The following is a 22,579-nucleotide window of genomic DNA, read 5'->3' as shown; positions in this document are numbered from 1 at the left end:
CCCCGGCCGGTGCCGGGGCCCGCGGGACGTCAGTTGACGGCGAAGTAGTACTCGCCGTGGCTGAGCTCGATGCCGTCCTTGGTGGTCGCGTAGGACTCCAGCACGTACCAGTCGCCGGCCGGCGGGGTCCAGCTGATGTCGGCCTCGCCGTGCGGACCGGCCGGGACGGTGGTCCACTCCGCGGACCAGCCGAAGCGGTAGGTGTAGCTCGTGATCTGGGCGCCCTTGATCTTCGGGGCGAAGTGGAACGTGCCGGGGGCGCCGGCCGCGCCGCCGTAGCTCTCCGCCGGGTACTCCGCGGAGGTGACCGTCGGGGTGGTGTCGATCCCCTCCGACCAGCGGGCCAGGCTGCTCGTCCAGCCGTTGGCGCTGGTGGAGGTGACCTCCAGGCTGTCGCCCCGGGGACTCTTCAGGACCAGGGTGAGCTCGGCGGTGCCGTCCGGGGCGGCCGGGACGGTGGTCGTCTCGTACGTCGTCGTGTTGGTCACCGTGTAGCTGACCACCGGGGAGGCGGCCTGCACGCCCGGGTCCGGGGTGAGCCGGAAGGTGGCGGGCTTGCCGAACATCGGGGAGTGGGAGGTCTTGGTGACGGTCGGCGAGGTCCGGAGGATCAGCAGCTGGTAGTCGCTGGGGGAGGAGGAGTTGCCGGCCCGGTCCACGCTCTGGACCCGGAACAGGGTCGGGCCCTCGGTGCCGGCCGGCGGGACGAGGTCGACGGTGGCCGAGCCGCCGGGGGCGTCCGCCTGGACGGTGCCCGACTGGCCGGCCGGCCAGGTGTAGCGGAAGGCGACCGCGTCGGCCGTGCCGTTCGCGGTGAAGGTGAACCGCACCGGGCTGCCGCCGGCGGTCCACTGGTTCTCCGGGTAGTTGGAGGAGGTGACGGTGGGCTTGGTGGCCGGGGCGGTGTTGTCGGCCGTCAGGTGGCAGGGGGCCGACCAGTCGGAGGCCGCGCCGGTGGCCGGGTCGACGGTGCGGGCCTGCCAGGTGTAGCCCTGACCGTCGGGGAGGGTCGGCAGGTAGGTGGTGGTGGACGAGCCCGGTCGGGCGCCGTGGCGGACGACGGTGCCGACCTGCGCCGGGTCGGCGGTCGGCCAGTACGCGAACTCCTCGTCCAGCTGCCACACCGACGGGTCGCTGTGGTGCGTGGTGCCCGAGACCGAGAAGCCGCCGTAGGGGCTGTCGTGCAGCACGGCCGGGTCGGCCGGGTCGGTGGCGCAGGGGCGGCCGCCGTTCAGCAGGTCGGTCGGCGTGAGCGGGGTGCCGGTGGCGGCCCCCGCGGTGCCGGGGACGAGCAGGGTCAGGGCGACGGCGGAGGCCGCCGTCAGGCCGGCGCGCAGGCGCCGGGCCGGGGTGTGCGTCATGGATTCCCCTCCGGAAGGCCCGGGCCGGCGTGCTGCCGGCCCGGGCTCCGGGGAGCGTAACGGATACGACCGATCGGTCGAACGGAATTGTTCCGCGCCGGGCTCCGGCGCCGGACTACGAGGCGTAGACCTGGAGTTCGGCGACCTGGCCGGCCGGCCAGCCGGTGTTGGCGGTGAACACCAGGCGCAGGTGGCGGGCGCTGGTGCCGGCCGGGAGGGTGAGGGTGGCGCTGTTGCCGGTGGCCGGGTCGAAGACGCGGCCGGCGGGGGCGAGCAGGCGGGTGAAGGTTGTTCCGTCGGTGCTGCCCTGCACCTCCACGGTCTGGGTGCGGGTGGCCCAGGCGGCGGCCGGGGGGACGGAGAGGACGATCCGGCGCACCGGGAGGGTGGCGCCGAGGTCGGTCTGCAGCCACTGCGGGAAGGCGTTGTTGACGCTCTCCCAGTAGCTGTTCGGGTCGCCGTCGACCGCGTTGCCGGAGCCGTAGCCCTGGGTGTGGCCGCTCTCCGCGGTGGGGCGGTGCAGCGCCAGGTTGCCGGTGGGGACGGTGGCGGCGGAGGTGGTCGCGGTGACCTGGCCGGAGGCGGGGGAGACGTTGCCCGCCGCGTCCAGGGCCCGGACGGTGAAGCCGTACGCGGTCGAGGGGGCCAGGCCGGTGACGGTGAGCGCGGTGCCGGTGGTGGTGGCCGCGACCGCGTCGCCGAGCAGCACCCGGTAGCCGGTGACGGCCACGTTGTCGGTGGCGGCGTTCCAGGCCAGCGAGACCGTGGTGTCGCTCTGGCCGGTCACCCGCAGGCCGCCCGGCGCGGTCGGGGCGGTGGTGTCCGGTGCGGTCGGGAACGGCTGGGTCGGGCGGGCGGCCGTCACCGGCAGCTGCCCCTTGAGCATCCGGCCGCCGTCGCCGGTGAGCCGCAGGTAGTAGTCGGAGGAGCAGGCGGTGCCGTCCTCGTCCAGCGCCAGGAACCCGGACCCGGCGGGCACCCAGCTCTGGGACTCGGCGGTCTTGGCGATCTGGTTGCCCTCGTTGTACTCGTCGAACATCGAGATGTACGCGGAGGCCACCCCGGCCCGGGCCATGTTGTAGAACTGCCGCCACATGAAGTCGCCGTGCGCCCGCTGCCGGTCGCCGACCCCGCCGGGCAGCACGCACGGCTGGTAGTCGATGCCGTGCGCGTTGCACTCCGCCAGGTCCGGGACGGTCGCCACGTTGTAGAAGTTGTCGGCGTCGGCCGCGCTGCCGATCCGGCCCACCAGCCAGGGCGAGAGCATGTCGAAGGCGTGGTAGACGTCGGAGAAGCCGGCCCGGGAGTCCCGGTCGCCGGTGCGCCACCAGGTCGGTACCCCGCCGATCACGTAACAGCCCTGCGCCTTGAACCAGTTGAGGACGTCCAGGCACTGGGTGGGGGTGAACGGGCGCTGGTTGTCGTTGAAGCCGAAGCCCCAGATGCACACCACCGGCTTCCCGTTCTGCCGGGCGTACGCGGGCGAGGCGGTGTGCGCGCTCATCTTGTTCGTCCAGTCGGCCTTGATGTCCGACTGCATGGTGGTCCAGTCCGAGACGTCGTACATGATGTAGAACTTCACGCCCTGGGACTCCGCCGCGCTGCGCACCCTGCCCGCCATCGCGTCCCGGGTCGGGCCCTCGCCGCCGGTCGGGTTGAAGCGCTGCAGGGCGGCGGCGTCGATGCCGTACTGCTTCATCCAGCGGAACTGGACGTCGACCGTGGACTGGTCGTAGGACGAGAACAGCGACGCCTGTTGGCCGTTGTTCAGGTTCGCGAAGGCCGTGGCGTACGTCTTCGGGTACTCGCGGACGTCCGGCCAGGCGACGATGGACTTGTTGGTGTTCGAGGGCGCCTGGCCCCAGTTCTGCGCCCAGTGCCACCAGCCGTTGATCGGGGCGCCGTCGCCCGGGCAGGCGAACCAGCCCTGGTAGCCGACCGTCACCTTGCCGACCACGTCGCCCGCGGGGCTGGCGGCGCGGGCCGGGGCCGCGGCCAGGCCCTCGCCCAGCCCCACCGCCCCGACCACGCCCGCCGCCGCTGCCGCCTGCAGGAAAACCCGTCGCGATACCACCATGCCGCTGCCTCCGCCCGGTTGACGACGTCTTGTCAGGTCCGCGACCCGACGACCCGGGAGCGTAACGGCGTTGACATCGGGCGGCAATATATTCGACAGGTATTGCAAAAATTGGATACCTAGACTGAAAGAGTTCGACTGGCGAGGTGGGCGGCCCAGCCGCCGGCCGCGGTGACGTCCACCGCGCCCGCCAGCGCGGCCGGTTCGCAGAGGAAGCCCGGCGCCCCCGAGCCGTCCGCCAGTCGGACCGGGCCGAGCACCATCGGGGGCGGCAGCGCGCCCAGCAGCGCGCCCAGGCCGGCCGCCGGCAGCTCCCACAGCTCGCCCGGCAGGCTCGCGCCGCCCTCCGCCACCCGGACCAGGCCCGGCTTGGGCGGGAGGGTGTCCAGCGCGTACATCCGGTACTCCGGCGCGGTGCGCACCTCGGCGACGAACCGGCCGCCCAGCGCGGCCAGTTGACCGTTCAGCGGCTGCCCGGTCAGGTGCGCGCCGAACACCGCCAGCCGCACCGGCGGCGCGGTCAGCAGCCGGGCCAGCGCGGCCAGCCGCTCCTCGGTGCGGGCCGGGCCGACCAGCATCACGCCGAACGGCAGGCCGCCGACCGTACCCGCCGGGACGGCGACCGCGCACAGGCCCAGCAGGTTCGCCGAGTTGGTGAACCGGCCCAGCCGGGTGTTGGCGCCCACCGGGTCGGCGGCGACCTCGGCGAAGGTCGGGTGCCAGGTGGTGGTCGGCAGCAACAGGGCGTCCGCGTCGCCGAGTTCGGCCAACGCGGCGGCCCGCAGCCGCTCCAGCTCGACCCGGTCGGCGAACAGCCGGTGTGCGGGCACTCGCCCGGCGGCCCGGACGATGCCCGCCACCACCGGATCCAGCCCCGGATCGCCCCGCCCGGCCGCCGCGTCCGTGAACGCGCCCACCGCGGCGTACCGCTCGGCGACGAACGCGCCCCCGTACAGCAGCGCCGCCGCCGCGTCGAACGGCGCCAGGTCCGCGTCCCGCAGCTCGGCGCCCGCCGCCGCCAGCCGGCCGGCCGCCGCCGCGTTCGCCGCCGCCCAGCCGTCCGCCAGGACGCCCAGCCGGTCGGCCGCCGGGACGGCGACCCGCCACGGGCCCGGCCGGCGGCCCGGGGCGGCCGGGGCCGGGTCGGCGAGCAGCCGCAGCACGGCCTCGGCCTCGTCGACCGTGCGGGCGAACACCGAGACGCAGTCCAGGCTTGCGCAGGCCGGGACCACGCCGTCGGTCGGCACCAGGCCCGGGGTCGGCTTCAGGCCCACCACGCCGTTCAGCGCCGCCGGGACCCGGCCCGAGCCCGCCGTGTCGGTGCCCAGCGCCAGGTCCACCAGGCCCAGCGCCACCGCCACCGCCGAACCCGAACTGGAGCCGCCCGAGATCCGGCCCGGGTCGACCGCGTTGCGGACCGCGCCGTACGGGCTGCGGGTGCCGACCAGGCCGGTGGCGAACTGGTCCAGGTTGGTGGTGCCCAGCACCACCGCGCCCGCCGCCCGCAGCCGGGCCACCGCCGGGGCGTCCCGCTCCGGCCGGTAGGCGTACGAGGGGCAGCCCGCCGTGGTCGGCAGGCCCGCCACGTCGATGTTGCCCTTCACCGCGCACACCGTGCCCGCCAGCGGCAGCCGCTCGCCCGCCGCCACCCGGGCGTCCACCCCGGCCGCCTCGGCCGCCGCCTCCGCCTCGGGCCGCAGGTCGATCCACACCTCCGGCCGGTCGACCGCGGCGATCCGCGCGTACGCCCGGCGCACCCGCTCGACCGCGCTCACGCCGGGGCCCCCAGCACCACCAGCGGGCTGCCCGCCCGCACCTGGTCGCCCGAGCCGACCAGCAGCTCGGCGACCACGCCGTCCCGGTCCGAGACCACCGCGGACTCCATCTTCATCGCCTCCAGTGCCAGCAACCGCTGTCCCTTGCGCACCCGTTCGCCCGGGGCCACGTCCACCTTCCACACGCAGGCGGTGAACTCGGCCTCCACCACGCCGCCGCCCGGCGGCACCACCACCGCGCGCGGCGCGGCGGGCTCCGCGGCGGCCGCCAGGTCGGCCCGGTCGAACTCGCCGGACTCCTCCCAGGCCCGCCGCTCCGCCTCGAACGCCGCCGCCTGCACCGCCCGGAACTCCTCGATCGGACCGGCCTGGTCGGCCAGGAAGCGCAGGTGCTCGGCGAGCGCGAACTCGCCGTCCTCGATCCGCGGTTCGAACCGGCCCGCGGCCATGTCGGCGCGCAGCTCCAGCAGCTCCTCGGCCGACACCGGGTACCAGCGGATCCGGTCGAAGAACCGCAGCAGCCAGGGCGCGCCCGGCGTGAACGGGCCGCGCTGCTGCCAGCCCGACCACATCTGCACCGTCCGCCCGACGAACTGGTAGCCGCCCGGGCCCTCCATGCCGTACACGCACAGGTAGGCGCCGCCGATGCCGACCGAGTTCTCCGCCGTCCAGGTCCGGGCCGGGTTGTACTTGGTGGTGACCAGCCGGTGCCGCGGGTCCAGCGGGGTCGCCACCGGCGCGCCCAGGTAGACGTCGCCCAGGCCCAGCACCAGGTACTCGGCGTCGAACACCGTCCGGTACACCTCGTCCACCGAGGCCAGGCCGTTGATCCGGCGGATGAACTCGATGTTCCACGGGCACCACGGCGCGTCGTCGCGCACCCCCGCCATGTACCGCTCGATCGCCTCCCGGGTCGCCGGATCGTCCCAGGACAGCGGCAGGTGCACCGTCCGGCTGGGCACCACCAGCTGCTCGGCGGGCGGCAGTTGCTGCTCCAACTCGCGGACTAGTGACAGGAGTTCGGCCACCGGGAGGACGTCCGGATCCACGTGCACCTGGAGCGAGCGGATGCCCGGCGTCAGGTCGACCACGCCCGCCGGGCGCCGGTCGGCGACCAGTTCCGCCAGCGCGTGCACCCGCATCCGCAGCGCCAGGTCCAGCTGCATCGGCCCGTACTCGACCAGCAGGTTGTCGTCCCCGCTGCGCCGGTACGTCACCGACGGGCGGCCCGGGCCCTCGGGCAGGCGGTCCAGCACGCCGCCGTCCAGCACCGCCGGGCGCGAGGCCGACGGCACGGCGGCCGGGGCCCGGCGCAGCTCCGCCGCGTCGCCGGTGGTCACCGGCACGAAGCGGACGGTGTCGCCCGGGCGCAGCTGCCCCAGCTTCCAGCGCTGCCCGGAGACCACCGTCGCCGGGCAGACGAACCCGCCCAGCGACGGCCCGTCCGGCCCCAGCAGCACCGGCATGTCGCCGGTGTAGTCGACCGCGCCCACCGCGTACGGGGTGTCGTGGATGTTCGACGGGTGCAGGCCCGCCTCGCCGCCGTCCCGGCGCGCCCAGGCGGGCTTCGGGCCGACCAGGCGCACCCCGGTGCGGGCGCTGTTGAAGTGCACCGACCAGTCGGCGGCGTAGAACTCGGCCATGTCCCGCTCGGTGAAGAACTCCGGTGCGGCGTGCGGTCCTTCGACCGCGGGCAGCAGCCAGGACGAGGTGAACTCCGGCCGGTCGGCGACCGGCCCCGCGCCCGGGCCGAGCGGGCCGGTGCCGCCGTGCAGCACGTCCCCGGGGCGCAGCGCCCGGCCGCCGTGGCCGCCGAAGCCGCCCAGCGTGAACGTCGCCGCGCTGCCCAGGAACGCCGGGGCGTCCAGGCCGCCCGCCACCAGCAGGTAGCAGCGCAGCCCCGGACCGGCCGGGGCCGGCACGTCCAGCAGCCCGCCCGCCGGGACGAGCACCGGCTCCCACTGCGGCACCGGCGCGCCGTCCACCGTCACCGCCGTCGGGGCGCCCGTCACGCACACCCAGGTCGGGGCGGTGAACCGCAGCGCCGGGCCGAGCAGCGTGCACTCCAGGCCGGGCGCGCCCTCCGGGTTGCCCAGCGCCCGGTTGCCGAGCCGGAACGACAGGTCGTCCATCGGCCCGCACGGCGGCACCCCGACGTGCCAGTAGCCGGTGCGGCCCGGCCAGTCCTGCACGGTGGTCTGGGTGCCCGCCCGGACCACCTCGATCCGCGGCGTCGGGTCCGCCACGTGCGCCAGCGTCCCGGTGTGGTGCCCGGCCGCCACCACCTCCGCCACCGCCGGGATCGCCCGCAGCAGGCCCAGGTTGGTCTCGATGCCGTGGATCCGGGTGTCCGCCAGGGCCTTCGTGAGCCGCTCCAGCGCGTCGGCCCGGTCCGCGCCGTGCGCGATCACCTTCGCCAGCATCGGGTCGTACGCGGTGGTCACCTCGGTGCCGGTCTCCACCCAGGTGTCCACCCGGACACCGTCCGGGAAGACCACCTCGGTCAGCAGGCCCGCGCTCGGCCGGTGGTCCCGCGACGGGTCCTCGGCGTACACCCGGGCCTCCACCGCGTGCCCGCGCGGCGCACCGACCTCGCGCACCACCGCGCGCTCGCCCCGGGCCAGGCGCAGCATCCACTCGACCAGGTCGACCCCGTACACCGCCTCGGTGACCGGGTGCTCCACCTGCAGCCGGGTGTTGACCTCCAGGAAGTACGCCTCCTCGCGGACCGCGTCGTACACGTACTCCACCGTGCCCGCCGAGCGGTAGTCCACCGAGGCGCACAACTGCCTCGCCGAATCGGCCAGTTCGCGACGGACCCGGTCGGGCAGGCCGGGCGCCGGGGCCTCCTCCAGCACCTTCTGGTGGCGGCGCTGCAGCGAGCAGTCCCGGTCGCCCAGGGTCACCACCCGGCCGGCGCCGTCGCCGAACACCTGCACCTCCACGTGCCGGGCCCGCTCCACCAGCCGCTCCAGGAACACCCCCGCGGTGGCGAAGTTCGCCGCCGCCACCCGCTGCACGCCCTCCCAGGCGTCGGCCAGCTGCGCCGCGTCCCGGCAGGCCCGCATGCCGATGCCGCCGCCCCCGCCGGTGGCCTTCAGCATCACCGGGTAGCCCACCGCCTCGGCCGCCGCCAGCGCCGCGGGCAGGTCCGCCAGCAGCCCGGTGCCCGGCAGCAGCGGCACCCCCGCCGCCTCGGCCGCCGCCCGCGCGGTGTGCTTGGCGCCGAACACCTCCAGCTGGGCCGGGGTCGGGCCGACGAACGCCAGGCCCGCCGCCTCCACCCGGCGGGCGAACGCCGCGTCCTCCGACAGGAACCCGTACCCCGGGTGGACCGCGCCCGCGCCGCACTCCAGCGCGGCGGCCAGTACCGCGTCCGCCCGCAGGTAGCTGTCCTTCGCGGCGGCCGGGCCCAGCCGCACCGCCCGGTCGGCCGACCGCACGTGCGGGGCCGAGCGGTCCGGGTCGGAGAACACCGCGACGGTGGACAGGCCGATCCGGCGCGCGGTGCGGATGATCCGGGCCGCGATCTCGCCCCGGTTGGCGACCAGCAGGGTGTCGAAGCTCATCGCGGGCCGCCCTCGGTGACCGTCATCCGGACCGGCGTCGGGTCGAAGCCGTTGCAGGGGTTGTTCACCTGCGGGCAGTTCGACACCAGCACCAGCACGTCCCGCTCCGCCCGCAGCACCACCCGCAGGCCCGGCGCGGAGAGCCCGTCCACGATGCCCAGGGTGCCGTCCGCCTCCACCGGCACGTTCATGTACCAGTTGATGTTCGACACCAGGTCCCGCTTGCCCAGCCCGTGCCGGGCCCCCTCGGCCAGGAAGTTCTCCACGCAGGCGTGCTGCGACCCGGTGTGGTGGCCGTAGCGCAGCGTGTTCGACTCCTTCGAGCAGGCGCCCGCGATCGTGTCGTGCCGCCCGCAGTCGTCCTCGACCACGGTCATCAGCGGCGTGTGCTCGTTCGACATCAGCACCGTGCCGGCCGTCACGAAGACGCTGCCGGACGCCTGCAGGGTGTCGGCGGCGCTGTAGCGCACCGCGGTGTCGTGCGCGTCGTACAGCAGGCAGTCGACGGCCTGGTTGCCGTGCAGGTCGGTGACGGTCAGCCACTGGCCCGCGCGGACCACGGCGGACCAGGCGGCGCGGGCCGGGACGACCTCGTCCAGGACGGTGCTCTCCAGCAGGGTGACGTTCATCGGGCCCCCAGGGCGGCGGTGTTGAGGTGGGCGCGGTGGCGCTCGGGCGTGGCGTCCCAGTGCGGGTCGCCGGGGCCGGTCACGGCGCCCGGGGTGGCGGTGACTCGCAGCGGGGTGCAGTGCCAGGCCGGACGCGGATCCAGCGGGTGGGCGGTGTTGGCCAGCAGCAGGGTGGCGTGCTGCTCCAGCCGCAGCACCACCCGGGCCCCCGGGCCGGCCGAACCGGCGGGGCGCAGCGAACCGTCCGGGTCCACCGTGACGCCGCGGAAGAACGAGACCGGGGCGGGCAGGTCGCGCGGCGCCAGGCCCTGCTTGGCCGCGGCCAGCACCAGCAGCTCGCGGCCCGCCGGGGACGGGCCGTGCGCCGAACCGTCCCCGTAGCGGGCGCGGTTGCGGGCCGCGGTCGACGCCCCCGCGAGGGCGTCGTGCCGGCCGGAGGTGTCCTCGACCAGGGTGGCCAGCACCCGGCCCTGGTCCGAGAGCAGCTGACTGCCCGTCGCCAGGTAGGCGTTCCACTGCACCTTCACGGTGTCCGCCGGGTTCAGCCGCTCCCAGGGGCGGCCGGTCACGAACAGCACCAGGTGCGCGCAGGCGTCGCCGTCCCGGTCGGTGAGCGCGACGTGCGCGCCCGCCGGGAGCGAGAGCTGGGTGTAACCGCCGCCCGCGACGGTCTCCGACCACAACGTGCCGTCCGGTGGCGGCAGTTGCGGCATGCAGTCCACGACCGTGCCCGCCTGGGACCTGGCGTGGGCGCGGGCGGCCGTGGTGGTGGCGGTGCCGGGTCCGCCCTCGGCACGGGGGGTTTCTGTCATGCGACAGAAATTAGGGAGGGGCGGATTCGGCGTCATTGCCCCGGCGTGACGCGGGAGTTACCGTCCCCTCACGGCGCGGCGGGGCGGGGCACGGCACGGCACGGCGCGGCACGGCGCGGCGCGGCACGGCGGGGCGGAGGCGGCCGGGACGGGGGCGGACGTGCGGCGGCCGCCCGGGGTGCGGGCGGCCGTGGGAGGGGCGGAGCTCAGCGGCGTCGGCGGCGCAGGCGGTAGGCCGCGCCGAGGGCGAGGGCGGCGGCGAAGGTCAGCAGGGCGAACCAGCGCAGGTACCAGTGGCCGCCCTCCGGGTCGTAGACGGCGGCGCGCGGCCAGGCCAGGTCCACCGTCATCGCCACCCCGTACAGCAGGGCCGCCGCGTTCACCGGCAGGCCCCAGCGGCCCAGCGAGAACAGCGGGCGGCCGGTCTCGTCCGTCGCGGGCGCGCCCTCGCCGAGCGGCAGGCCGCGCAGGCGGCGGACCAGCACCGCGCCCACCACCAGCGCGTACGCCGCGTACACCAGGGCCACGCAGGTCGAGGAGAGCGCCACGAACGCCGCCGGGGCCGCCAGGTTGAGCAGCAGGAAGCCGACCGCCGGGACGCCCACCGCGAGCGCCGCCCAGCGCGGCGTCCCGCTGCCCGGGGCGACCGCGGCCAGCCGGCGCGAGCCCGGCAGCGCGCCGTCGCGGGCCATCGAGAACACCATCCGGGCGCCCGCCGTCTGCATCGCCAGGGTGCCGACGCACACCGCGACCGCGACGTCCGCGAGCAGCACCCGCCCCAGGCCGTCGCCCAGCCGGCTGGTCAGCACGTACGGCAGCCCCTCGGCCGCCAGCCGCCCGTCGGTCAGGCTCGGCGCCGCCAGCACCCCGCCGAGCAGCAGCAGCCCGCCGCTCAGCCCCGCGGCCGCCAGCGCGGTCAGGATGGTCCGGGGCGCGGTCCGGCGCGGGGCCAGGGTCTCCTCGGAGAGCTCACCGGCACTGTCGAAGCCGATCATCACGTACGCCGCGGTGAACGCCCCCACCAGCAGCGCCCACCCGCCGCCACCGCCGCCACCGCCGTCCGGCGCGGTGTGCAGGAGCGCCCCCGGCGACTGCTCGGCGTGGCTGAACAGGGCGACCACGATCAGCGCGATGCCCAGGATCTCCGCGCTCACCCCGACGCCGTTGACCAGCGTCAGCACCCGGTTGTCCACGGAGTTCAGGAAGGTGGTCAGCGCGATCAGCGCCGCACCGAGCAGGACGGCGTTCGCCGCGCCGCTCGCCGTGGTCGGGGACGGGTCGCCGCCCAGTAGTTGGAAGCCGGACCACAGGGCGGGCAGCACCACCTGCAGCGCGAGGGCCGCCGCGGCCACCACCACGACCTGGCCCAGCACCATCAGCCAGCCGGTGAACCACCCGTACACCGGGCCCGCCATCCGGCTCGCCCACTGGTAGATCGCGCCCGAGAACGGGTGGCGGGCCGCGAGTTCGGCGAAGCACGCGGCCACCAGCAGCTGGCCGAGCAGCACGACGGGCCAGGTCCAGACGAAGGCGGGGCCGGCCGCGCCGTAGCCGAAGGCGAACAGCTGGAAGACCGTGGTGAGGACCGAGATGAAGGAGAAGCCGGCCGCGAACGATCCGAACCGGCCGATGGTGCGGTGCAACTGCTGGGGGTAGTCGGCCGCGCCCCGGGCGGCGGCCGGGGGTGCGGACGTCGTGCTGGTGGTCATGGGGCACCGGCCTTCCGCAGGCGATTTCTGTCGGTTGACAGAAATTAGGGCGCTGCGGATTCCCGGGTGTTGCCCGGGAGTTGCCCGGGAGTTGCCTTCTCCTCACCGGAAGGCCCCGCCAGGGGCTCGGGGAACGGCGAGTCCGTGCTGCTGGCGGCCGGAGCCCATCGAAGGTCGGTGCTGCTGCGTGTAGTGAACAGAACCCGAAGCCGATGCGCGCTCCGGCAGTGAACCGTCAGCAGACCGGGCCTCGCCGTTCCCCGAGCCCCTGATTTCGCTCTCCCGAGCCCCTGGCGGTTCAGACCAGGCTGTCCTTCCAGGTCCGGTGGAGGGTGGCGAAGCGGCCCTCGTCGGCGATCAGGGCGGCGGGGGTGCCGTCCTCGACGATGCGGCCCTGGTCCATGACGAGGACGCGGTCGGCGATCTCGACGGTGGAGAGGCGGTGGGCGATGATCACGGCGGTGCGGCCGGCCAGGACCGTCCGCATGGCGTGCTGGACGGCCTGCTCGCCGGGGACGTCGAGCGAGGAGGTGGCCTCGTCGAGGATCAGGACGGCGGGGTCGGCGAGCAGGGCGCGGGCGAAGGCGACCAGTTGGCGCTGGCCGGCCGAGATGCGGCCGCCGCGCTTGCGCACGTCGGTGTCGTAGCCGTCGGGGAGGGCGGCGATGAAGGCGTGGGCGCCGATCGCCCGGGCGGCGGCCTCGATCTCGGCGCGGGTGGCGTCGGGCTTGCCGACCGCGATGTTCTCGGCGACCGTGCCGGAGAACAGGAAGGACTCCTGGGTCACCATCACCACGTTCGCCCGCAGGTCGGCGGTGGACAGCTCGCGCAGGTCGACGCCGTCGAGGGTGACGGCGCCGGCGGTGGGGTCGTAGAACCGGGCCAGCAGCTTGGCCAGCGTCGACTTGCCCGCGCCGGTGGCGCCGACCACGGCGGTGGTCCGCCCGGCGGGCAGCCGCAGGTCGAACGGGGGGAGGACCTGCTTGCCGCCGGCGTAGCCGAACGCGGCGGCCCGGAAGGCGACCTCGCGGCCCTTGCCGCCCGCGCCGGCCGGTGCGGCGGGCAGTTCGGCGGGCCGGGCGGGCTCGGGCACGGACGGCTCGTGGGCGAGCAGGCCGGAGATCTTCTCCAGCGCGGCGGCGGCGGACTGGTAGCTGTTGAGGAACATCGCCAGCTGGTCGATCGGGTCGTACAGCCGGCGCAGGTAGAGCACGAAGGCGGTCAGCACGCCGAGTTCGAGGCTGCCGTCGGTGACCAGGAAGGCGCCGAGCACCACCACGCCGGTGACCCAGACGTTGGCGGTCAGCCGGGACAGGAAGACGTACCGGGCCATCTCCAGCAGGCCGTCCGCGGTGGCGGTGGCGGACTGCGCGTTGACGGCGCCGAACGCCTCGTCGTTGGCGGCCTCGCGGCGGAACGCCTGCACCGGGCGGATGCCGTTCATGGTCTCGGTGAAGCGGACGATCAGCCCGGCGCTGACGGTGCGCGAGCGGCGGTAGACCCGCTGGGAGCGGCGCCGGAAGGACCGGATGACCAGGTACATCGGCAGGAAGGAGGCCAGCGCGGCCAGGCCCAGGCGCCAGTCGACGACCACCAGGACGACCGTGATGTAGCCGACCGACAGGCAGACCATCAGGAGTTCCTGCAGGCCCTCGGAGAGCAGTTCGCGCAGGGTGTCGACGTCCCCCGTGGCGCGGGAGATGATCCGGCCGGAGGTGTAGCGCTCGTGGAAGTCGAGGCCGAGCCGCTGGGCGTGCCGGAAGATCCGGCCGCGCAGGTCCAGCAGGACGTCCTGGTTGATCCGGGCGGCGGAGCGGATGAACGCCCGCTGCAGCAGGGTGGCGGCCAGCGCGCAGCCGAGGTAGGCGGCGGTGACGGCGACCAGCGGGCCCCAGTCGTGCCCGCGCAGCGCGGGCACGCCCCGGTCGATGGCGTAGGCGACCAGCAGCGGGCCGGTCTGCAGCGCGGCCTGCTGGAGCAGGACGGCCAGCACGGCGACGGCGATCCGGCGGCGGTGCGGGGCGAGCAGCGAGCGGAGCAGGGCGCGCGGGGCACCGGGCGGGACGGGGATGTCCTGGTCGTCGGCGGCCGGGGGGAGGAGGTCGTCCTCCGCGGCGACGGGTGCGGCGACGGCGGTGGTCATCGGGCCAGCGCCCCTTCCAGCTCGGGCTCGCCGGACATCAGGGCCCGGTAGGCGGGGCAGGAGCGCAGCAGCTCCTGGTGGGTGCCGACGGCGGCGATCCGGCCGTCGGCGAGCAGCGCGACCCGGTCGGCGAGCAGCACCGTGGACGGGCGGTGCGCGACGACCAGGGCGGTGGTGTCGGCCAGGACCTCCCGCAGGGCGCGCTCGACCAGCGCCTCGGTGTGCACGTCGAGCGCGGAGAGCGGGTCGTCCAGGACCAGGAAGCGGGGTTCGCCGACCACGGCGCGGGCCAGCGCGAGCCGCTGGCGCTGCCCGCCGGACAGGCTGAGGCCCTGCTCGCCGACCTCGGTGTCCAGGCCCGCGGGGAGCCTGTCGACGAAGCCGGCCTGCGCGGTGGCCAGGGCGGCGGCGACCTGCTCGGGGGTGGCGCCGGGGGCGCCCATCAGGACGTTCTCCCGGACGGTGGCGGAGAACAGGGTGGGTTCCTCGAAGGCGACGGCGACCCGGCGGCGCAGCTCGGCGCGGCTCAGGTCGCGGACGTCGGTGCCGTCCAGGGTGATCGACCCGGCGGTGGGCTCGTACAGCCGGGGGAGCAGCGCGGTGAGGGTGGTCTTGCCGCTGCCGGTGGCGCCGACCAGGGCGAGCGTCTCGCCGGGGCGCACGTGCAGGTCGACGCCGGCCAGCAGGTCGGGGGAGCCGGCCGGGGCGTCGGGGTAGCGGAAGCGGACGCCGGTGAAGCGGATGCCGCGGTCGTCCGTCGGGGCGGTGCCGGAGGGGGGATCGGCCGGCTCCGGCTCGTCCATCACCTCGAAGTAGCGGTTGGCGGCGCTGGCGGCCTCGGCGGAGAAGCCGAGCAGCCAGCCGATCGACTCGACCGGCCAGCGCAGCGCCATCGCGGTGGACAGGAAGGCGACCAGGGTGCCGACCGAGAGCTCGTCGTGGGCGACCAGGACGGCGCCGGTGGCCAGCGCGGCGCCGAGGGCCAGCTCGGGCAGGCCGACGATGACCGCCCACAGGTCGCCCAGCAGGCCGGCCTTGCGCAGCTCGGTCCCGCGCAGGGCGGCGCTGCGGTCGCGGAACTCCTCGGCCATGGTGCGGTGCCGGCCGAACGCCTTGAGGATCCGGATGCCGAGCACCGACTCCTCGACCACGGTGGCCAGGTCCCCGTTCTGGTCCTGGGCGAGCCGGGAGGCGGTCGAGTACCCGGCCTCGAAGCGGCGGGTGAAGAGCATCAGCGGGATCGCCGGGAGCACGGTGAGCAGGGCGAGCCGCCAGTCCAGCGCGAACATCAGCGCGGTGCCGGTCAGGAAGACCGTGGAGTTGACGACCAGGAAGACCAGCGGGAAGGCCAGGAACAGCCGCAGCACGAACAGGTCCGAGGTGGCCCGGGAGAGCAACTGGCCGGAGGGCCAGCGGTCGTGGAAGGAGATCGGCAGCCGCTGCAGCTTGGCGAACAGCTCGCCGCGCAGCCTGGTCTCGACCCTGGCGAGCGGGCGGGCCACGATCACCCGGCGGACGCCGAACAGGACGGCCTCGGCGACGCCGAGCAGCAGCAGGACGCCGGCCAGCGGCCACAGGCCGGACAGGTCGCGGTGGGCGACCGGGCCGTCGACGATCCGGCGCAGCACGATCGGGACGGCCAGCACGCTGAGCGAGGCGAGCCCGGCGGCGGCCATCGCGCCGAAGATCCGCCAGCGGGCCTCGCGGGCGTAGGGCCACAGGCGCAGCAGCGAGCGCACCGCGGACCGGGGTGCCGGTCCGGGTGAACCTGGTGCGCCGTCTGTTGACGGGGCGTTCGAATCCGCGGGGGTGGGCGGAGCGGGGAGCTGGTTCTCGGCCATCGCCGAGAGGGTAAGCGGTGCCGCCGACATTTCTCATCCGGTTTTTTGCCCCTGTCATCGGGAACCGGCCAAGGCCGACGCGGCGCGGCGCGGGGGTGCGCGGACACCTGGATCCCGCGCGCCGGCCCCGGGCTCAGGCCGGCCCGGGCTCAGGCCGGCCCGGGCTCAGGCCGGCCGGGGCGCGGCGGGCGCCGTCAGCAGCACCGCCGAACGGCCGGTCAGCAGCACCTCGGCGACCGGCACCGGGTCCGGCGCGCCGGCCAGCGCGGTGTCCAGCACCGGGACGTGCGGGACGGGCAGGGTGAAGTGCCGCGGCTCGGCGGCGGCGTTCAGCAGCAGCAGGAAGTCGGCGTCCCGCACCTCGCGGCCGCGCTGGTCGCGCTCGGAGATCGCGCTGCCGGACAGCCGCATCGCCAGCGCCTGCCCCGGCGAGAACCAGTCCGCGTCCGTCATCTCCCGGCCCGCCGGGGTCAGCCAGGTCAGGTCCCGCTGCCCGTCCGGCCCGGCCGGGCGGCCGGAGAAGAACGCCCGCTGCCGCAGCACCGGGTGGGCCCGGCGCAGGTGCACCAGCCGGGCGGTCAGCTCGGCCAGCGAGCGCCAGTCCGGGTCGTCCAGCAGCGACCAGTCCAGCCAGCTCGTCTCGTTGTCCTGGCAGTACGCGTTGTTGTTGCCGCCCTGGGTGCGCCCCATCTCGTCGCCCGCGGTGAGCATCGGCACCCCGCTGGAGAGCAGCAGCGTGGTCAGCAGGTTGCGCAGCTGGCGCACCCGCAGCGAGCGGACCGCCGGGTCGTCGCTGTCGCCCTCGACGCCGTGGTTCCAGGACCGGTTGTCGTCGGTGCCGTCCCGGTTGTCCTCGCCGTTGGCGCCGTTGTGCTTGCGGTCGTAGCTGACCAGGTCGCGGAGCGTGAAGCCGTCGTGCGCGGTGACGAAGTTGACCGAGGCGTACGGGCGGCGCCCGCCGCGCTGGTACAGGTCGGAGGAGCCGGAGAGCCGGGTCGCCAGCTCCCGGACGTCCGGCCGGGCGCCGCGCCAGAAGTCCCGGACGGTGTCCCGGTAGTGGTCGTTCCACTCGCCCCACAGCGGCGGGAAGCCGCCGACCTGGTAGCCGCCCGGGCCGACGTCCCACGGCTCGGCGATCAGCTTGACCCGGCTGAGCAGCGGGTCCTGCGAGACGGCGGCCAGGAACGGGTGCTCCATCTCCACGCCGTCCCCGCCGCGGGCCAGCGCGGCGGCCAGGTCGAACCGGAAGCCGTCCACGCCCATCTCGGCGACCCAGTACCGCAGCGAGTCGGTGATCAGCCGGATCACCGGCGGGCGGCGGGTGTCCAGCGTGTTGCCGCAGCCGGTGTAGTCGGCGTAGCCGCGGCGGGAGCGGTCCGGCCGGTAGTAGCCCGTGTTGTCGATGCCGCGGAAGGACAGCGTCGGGCCCATCACGCCCTGCTCGGCGGTGTGGTTGTAGACCACGTCGAGGATCACCTCGATGCCCGCGGCGTGCAGCGCCCGCACCATCCGCTTGAACTCGCCGACCTGCTGGCCCCGGCTGCCGCTCGCCGAGTAGCCGGCGTGCGGGGCGAAGTAGCCGAGCGTGTTGTAGCCCCAGTAGTTCACCAGGCCGCGGGCCTGCAGGTGGTCCTCGCTGACGTGGTGGTGCACCGGCAGCAGCTCCACCGCCGTCACCCCGAGCCGGGTCAGGTGCGCGATCGCCGCCGGGTGCGCCAGGCCCGCGTAGGTGCCGCGCAGCTCGGGCGGGACGTCCGGGTGGCGCATGGTGAAGCCGCGCACGTGCAGCTCGTACAGCACCGTCTCGGCCCACGGGGTCTTCGGCCGCTGGTCGTCGTACCAGTCGTCGTCGTCGTGCACCACCACGGCCTTGGGCACGTGCGGCGCGGAGTCCCGGTCGTCCCGGACGGTGTCCGCGACGTCCCGCTCGGGCCAGTTGCGGACGGCCCCGCAGGTCGCGTCGTGGGCGGTGTAGGCGCCGTCGACCGCCCGGGCGTACGGGTCGAGCAGCAGTTTGGCGGGATTGTGCCGGGCGCCGGTCCACGGGTCCCACCGGCCGTGCACCCGGAAGCCGTAGCGGGTGCCGGGCAGCACGCCCGGCAGGTAGCCGTGCCAGGTCTGGTACGTCTGCTCGGTCAGCCGGTGCCGGCTCTCCCGGCCGCGCTCGTCGAACAGGCAGAGGTCGACCGCCTCGGCCTGCGGCGCCCAGAGCGCGAAGTTGGTGCCCCGGCCGCCCTCCGGACCGGTGCGGAACCGGGCGCCCAGCGGTTGCCAGCCGCCCGGCCACGGCTCGGCGCCGCCGGGCCGGGGCGCCGAGCCGTTCCACCGGACGGCCGGGCGCGTCCGGCCGTCCGTGCCCGTACCCAGCTCCTGCCACGCCGTCATGGCGACCCTCCCAGCAATCCGGGGGCCCGTCCCCGTTCTTCCGGTTGTTCCCTGTCCGACGGCCCTCGTCACCCCAGGTCGGGATGAGTGACGCACCGTGATCGATCATGTGCCCAGTGCAGCCGGGTGCGGAAACCATTCGGCCGTGTCCGAGGGGCGGAATCGCTCGTTGTGTCCGTTATCGGGTGGTAGCGGACGAAAACGGGAGGACGGCATGCGCGCCGCGGGACGGCTCTGGGCACGGCGGGCGGCGACGGCGGCCGCCCTGGCGCTGCTGGCCGGCTGCTCCGGCGGGGGCGGCGGGGACGGGCGGGCGGGCGGCGACGCGGCCCCGCCGGTCTCCCGGGCCCAGCTCGCGCTGCGGCCCGGCGACGGCGCGCAGGACGTCCCGGTGGACGCCCCGGTCCGGGTCGAGGCCGCCGGGGGCAGGCTGCTGACCGTCCGGCTGGCCGACGACCGGGGCGCGCCCGTCCCCGGCACGCTCAGCGCCGACCGCACCGCCTGGACGGCCGACCACCGGCTCGCCACCGCCACCGCCTACACCCTGGACGCGGTCGCCGAGGACGCCGGGGGCCTGCGCGCCGTCCAGCACGCCGGCTTCACCACCGTCGCCCCCGAGCACACCTTCGTCGGCTTCTTCACCCCCGAGGACGGCTCCACCGTCGGCGTCGGGATGCCCGTCTCGCTGCGCTTCTCGCACCCGATCGCCGACCGGGCCGCGGTCGAGCGGGCCGTCGCGGTGGTCTCCGACCCGCCGCTGGAGATCGCCCCGCACTGGTTCGGCGACCAGCGGCTCGACTTCCGGCCCCGGGAGTACTGGCCGTCCGGCACCCGGGTCACCCTGCTGCTGCGGCTCAAGGACGTCGAGGGCGCCCCCGGCTACCTCGGCACCCAGGACAAGGACGTGCACTTCACCGTCGGCCGCTCACTGGTCGCCGCCGTCGACCTGGACGCCCACACCATGACCGTCCGCCGGGACGGCCGGGTGCTGCGCACCCTGCCGGTCAGCGGCGGCGGCCCCGAGCACTCCACCTACCTCGGCACCATGGTGGTCTCCGAGCGCTTCGAGGTGACCCGGATGAACTCGCGGACGGTCGGGCTCGGCGACGAGTACGACATCAAGGACGTCCCGCACGCGCTGCGGCTGACCGCCTCCGGCACCTTCGTGCACGGCAACTACTGGACCGACCCCGCGGTCTTCGGCGCCGCCAACACCAGCCACGGCTGCATCGGCCTGCCCGACGCCAAGGGCGGTTCGGACGACTCCCCGGCCGGCTGGCTCTACCGGCACACCGCGGTCGGCGACGTGGTGGAGGTGCGCGGGTCCCGCGGCGAGCGGGTCGCCCCCGACAACGGCCTCTCCGACTGGAACCTCGACTGGGCGCGCTGGAGGGCGGGCGGGGCGGTTCACTGAACCGGCACCCCGCTCCCGCCGAACTTTCACCCGGACGGGCCGGTTATCCTGACCGCGCGCCCGGGCCCGGACCGGAACCGGAGGCCGGGCGCGCCCGATCCGGTGGAACCGGGTCCGGGCGCCAGCACGTGATAGTCGCCGGGAATACCGGGAGGGGAGCAGCGGGGTGGAGACGGTTCGTACGACCGGAGCGGTGGCGGGGCGCGGACGCCGGGCCAGGCGGTCCGCGGCGGCCCTGCTGGTGGGCGGGGCGCTGCTGCTGGGCACCGCGGCCTGCAACGACGACAACGGCGGGAGCAACGGCTCCGCGGACGCCAAGGCCACGGCCGGCGGCGGGAGTTCGGCCTCGGCCCCGGCCGACACGGCCCCGAAGACCTCGGCGGCCCGGCTGACCGTCACGCCCGCCGACGGCGCGACCGACGTGCAGCCCAAGGACGGCCTGCAGGTGGCGGTGGCCGGCGGCAAGCTCACCACCGTCACGGTGACCGACAAGAACGGCAAGGCGGTCGACGGCAAGGTCTCCGGCGACGGCCTGAGCTGGAAGCCCAGCGGCCAGCTGACCGTCGGCACCAGCTACACCGTCTCCGCCCAGGCGGTCGACGCCGAGGGCCTGGTCTCCGCCTCGACCAGCACCTTCACCACGCTGACCCCGGCGAAGACGGCCGGCACCAGCGACAACATCGCCGACAACGGCACCTACGGCGTCGGCATGATCGTCTCGGTGACCTTCGCCAAGCCGATCAAGAACAAGGACGCGGTGCTGGCGGGCATCACCGTCACCAGCTCCGACGGCAAGACCGCCAAGGGCCACTGGTTCGGCGACAAGCGGGTGGACTTCCGGCCCGAGGACTTCTGGACGCCGAACAGCAAGGTGACGGTCAAGTACCGGCTGAAGAACGTCGAGGTGGCCCCCGGCGTGTACGGCGACGTCGACAAGGACGAGCCGTTCGGCATCGGCCGCTACCAGGTCTCGACGGTGGACGCGGCGGCCCACACCATGACGGTGGACCACGGCGGCGGCAAGACCGAGACCCTCCCGATCACGGCGGGCAACGACGACAACCCGTCCTGGAACGGCACCATGGTGATCTACTCCAAGGAGGTGGTCACCCGGATGAACTCGGCCACCGTCGCCAACGTGAAGGGCGCCGAGTACGACGTCCAGGACGTGCCGCACGCGATGCGCCTGACCCGCAGCGGCACCTACGTGCACGGCAACTACTGGAGCAGCGCCTTCGGCAAGACCAACGCCAGCCACGGCTGCGTCGGCCTGGCCGACGCCAAGGGCGGCAGCGACACCTCCAACGGCGGGAAGTTCTTCAAGTCCTCGATGATCGGGGACGTGGTGAAGATCAAGAACTCCAAGGGCAAGACCGTCGACGCGGACAACGGCCTGAGCGGCTGGACCGTCCCGTGGAGCAAGTGGTAGCACCCCGCGCGCGAGCCGTGACGGCCCGGTGGTCACCCGACCGCCGGGCCGTCGGCCGTTCGTGACCGTACCGGGACACTTCCCCCGCAACGTTTCCGTCCCCCGGTCCGTCATATCAACCGAAAGACCCGTCATCCGACGGGCAGGTGCGTGGGGAGTGCGGAACGTGAAGGCGAAGCGCGGGGGTTACGCGGTGGGGGCGCTCGCGGGCGCCCTGGTGCTGATGGTCACGACGGCCGGCTGCAGTACCAGCCCGGCCAAGGCGGACAGTCCCAAGAGCCCGGTCGCCGGCTCCGGCGCGGCCTCCGCCGACCCGACCCCCGCGGTGTCGGCCGCGACCATCGCGATCGAGCCCGCCAACGGCGCCACCGGCGTGAAGCCGGCCGGCGAGGTCAAGGTGTCGGCCGGCAACGGCAAGCTCACCTCGGTCAAGGTCACCGGCCCGGACGGCATCGAGGTGCCGGGCGACCTCAGCTCCGACGGCACCGGCTGGACGCCGAAGGCCGGCCTGGCGGTCAGCACCGCCTACACCGTCGACGCGCTGGCCCAGGACGCCAAGGGCGTGGTCGTCAACGCGCGCTCCACCTTCACCACGCTCACCCCCGACAAGGAGGCCGGCACCGGCGACAACATCGCCGACAACGGGGAGTACGGCGTCGGCATGATCGTCTCGGTGTCCTTCAAGCGGGCGGTGAAGAACAAGGACGCGGTGCTGGCCGGCATCACCTTCGAGGCGTCCGACGGCACCGTGGTCAAGGGCCACTGGTTCAACGAGAAGCGGCTGGACTTCCGGCCGGAGAACTACTGGACGCCCGGCACCAAGGTCACCATCCACTACAAGCTGAAGAACGTGGAGACCGCGCCCGGCGTGTACGGCGACGTGGACAAGGACGAGCCGTTCACCATCGGCCGCTCGCAGATCTCCACCGTCGACGTCGCCACCCACAAGATGGCGGTGGTCCGGGACGGCCAGCAGGTCGACAGCGTCGCGTTCACCGCCGGCAAGGCCGGGTACGACACCTGGAACGGCGTCATGGTGGTGGAGGCCAAGGAGGGCACCACCCGGATGACCTCGGCCGGCGTCACCAAGGAGGGTTCCGGCGACGAGTACGACCTGGTGGTTCCGCACGCCATGAGGTTGACGGACAGCGGCACCTACGTGCACGGCAATTCGTGGAGCGGGAGCGCGATCGGCCGCTCCAACGCCAGCCACGGCTGCATCGGCGTGACCGACACCACGGCCGGCAGCCCGAGCACCCCGGCGGGCAAGCTCTACGACTCCAGCCTGGTCGGGGACGTGTTCAAGGTGGTCAACTCCAAGGGTCCGGTGGTCTCCGCGGACAACGGACTGGGCGGTTGGAACCTCCCCTGGGGGCAGTGGTGACGCTCGGGCGTCCGTTCGGTTGCTGACGGCATATGCCAAATGAATAGTGAT

Annotated in this window: 13 protein-coding genes; 3 read left to right on the top strand and 10 right to left on the bottom strand. The window is 74.6% G+C overall.

Translation table 11 applies throughout. From position 1 onward, the window contains the following. Positions 1–29: 29 nt before the first annotated feature. From ABD345_RS17140 to glgX, 10 genes are all read right to left on the bottom strand, one after another. Complete coding sequence (locus tag ABD345_RS17140; protein WP_344553034.1) at positions 30–1,361, bottom strand: hypothetical protein; 1,332 nt, start codon at positions 1,359–1,361, stop codon at positions 30–32. A gap of 115 nt (positions 1,362–1,476) precedes the next feature. Further along, positions 1,477–3,438 (bottom strand): glycoside hydrolase family 99 protein, encoded by a 1,962-nt coding sequence (locus ABD345_RS17135; RefSeq protein ID WP_344553033.1) that lies wholly within the window; start codon positions 3,436–3,438, stop codon positions 1,477–1,479. Between the two features lie 119 nt (positions 3,439–3,557). Then, entirely contained in the window at positions 3,558–5,213 is a 1,656-nt protein-coding gene (locus ABD345_RS17130; protein ID WP_344553032.1) for an allophanate hydrolase, read from the bottom strand. Further along, a complete protein-coding gene (gene uca, locus ABD345_RS17125) occupies positions 5,210–8,782 on the bottom strand; it encodes an urea carboxylase (protein WP_344553031.1) in 3,573 nt (1,190 codons plus the stop codon). Before uca ends, ABD345_RS17130 begins: the two co-directional genes overlap by 4 nt. Continuing rightward, positions 8,779–9,411 carry an urea amidolyase associated protein UAAP2 gene (locus tag ABD345_RS17120; RefSeq protein ID WP_344553030.1) on the bottom strand — a complete coding sequence of 211 codons (633 nt, stop codon included), beginning with the start codon at positions 9,409–9,411 and terminating at the stop codon, positions 8,779–8,781. Before ABD345_RS17120 ends, uca begins: the two co-directional genes overlap by 4 nt. Then, a complete protein-coding gene (locus ABD345_RS17115; protein ID WP_344553029.1) occupies positions 9,408–10,223 on the bottom strand; it encodes an urea amidolyase associated protein UAAP1 in 816 nt (271 codons plus the stop codon). Before ABD345_RS17115 ends, ABD345_RS17120 begins: the two co-directional genes overlap by 4 nt. Before the next feature lie 206 nt (positions 10,224–10,429). Next, the gene (locus ABD345_RS17110) at positions 10,430–11,932 is read right to left on the bottom strand and encodes an amino acid permease (protein ID WP_344553028.1); all 1,503 of its coding nucleotides are present in this window, start codon (positions 11,930–11,932) and stop codon (positions 10,430–10,432) included. 298 nt (positions 11,933–12,230) lie between these two features. Continuing rightward, entirely contained in the window at positions 12,231–14,075 is a 1,845-nt protein-coding gene (locus ABD345_RS17105) for an ABC transporter ATP-binding protein (RefSeq protein WP_344553027.1), read from the bottom strand. Continuing rightward, on the bottom strand, positions 14,072–15,916 hold the full coding sequence (locus tag ABD345_RS17100) for an ABC transporter ATP-binding protein (RefSeq protein ID WP_344553026.1): 1,845 nt from the start codon (positions 15,914–15,916) through the stop codon (positions 14,072–14,074). Before ABD345_RS17100 ends, ABD345_RS17105 begins: the two co-directional genes overlap by 4 nt. A 165-nt stretch (positions 15,917–16,081) precedes the next feature. Beyond that, the gene (glgX, locus tag ABD345_RS17095; protein ID WP_344553025.1) at positions 16,082–18,301 is read right to left on the bottom strand and encodes a glycogen debranching protein GlgX; all 2,220 of its coding nucleotides are present in this window, start codon (positions 18,299–18,301) and stop codon (positions 16,082–16,084) included. 214 nt (positions 18,302–18,515) lie between these two features. On the opposite strand from glgX, the gene ABD345_RS17090 reads away from it, so the two are divergent. The 3 genes from ABD345_RS17090 (at position 18,516) to ABD345_RS17080 (ending at position 22,528) form a co-directional block, all read left to right on the top strand. Then, positions 18,516–19,715, top strand: coding sequence for a L,D-transpeptidase (locus ABD345_RS17090; protein ID WP_344553023.1), 1,200 nt, complete (start codon positions 18,516–18,518; stop codon positions 19,713–19,715). A gap of 166 nt (positions 19,716–19,881) precedes the next feature. After that, on the top strand, positions 19,882–21,144 hold the full coding sequence (locus ABD345_RS17085) for a L,D-transpeptidase (protein WP_344553022.1): 1,263 nt from the start codon (positions 19,882–19,884) through the stop codon (positions 21,142–21,144). A 166-nt stretch (positions 21,145–21,310) separates the two neighbouring features. Beyond that, positions 21,311–22,528 carry a L,D-transpeptidase gene (locus ABD345_RS17080; RefSeq protein ID WP_344553021.1) on the top strand — a complete coding sequence of 406 codons (1,218 nt, stop codon included), beginning with the start codon at positions 21,311–21,313 and terminating at the stop codon, positions 22,526–22,528. Positions 22,529–22,579: the final 51 nt, after the last annotated feature.

The sequence above is a fragment of the Kitasatospora saccharophila genome (genome assembly GCF_039529925.1).
In the GTDB taxonomy this organism is placed as follows: Bacteria; Actinomycetota; Actinomycetes; order Streptomycetales; family Streptomycetaceae; genus Kitasatospora; species Kitasatospora saccharophila.
The sequence above is the reverse complement of the archived record's forward strand: the minus strand, read 5'-3'. Positions and strand labels throughout refer to the sequence as shown.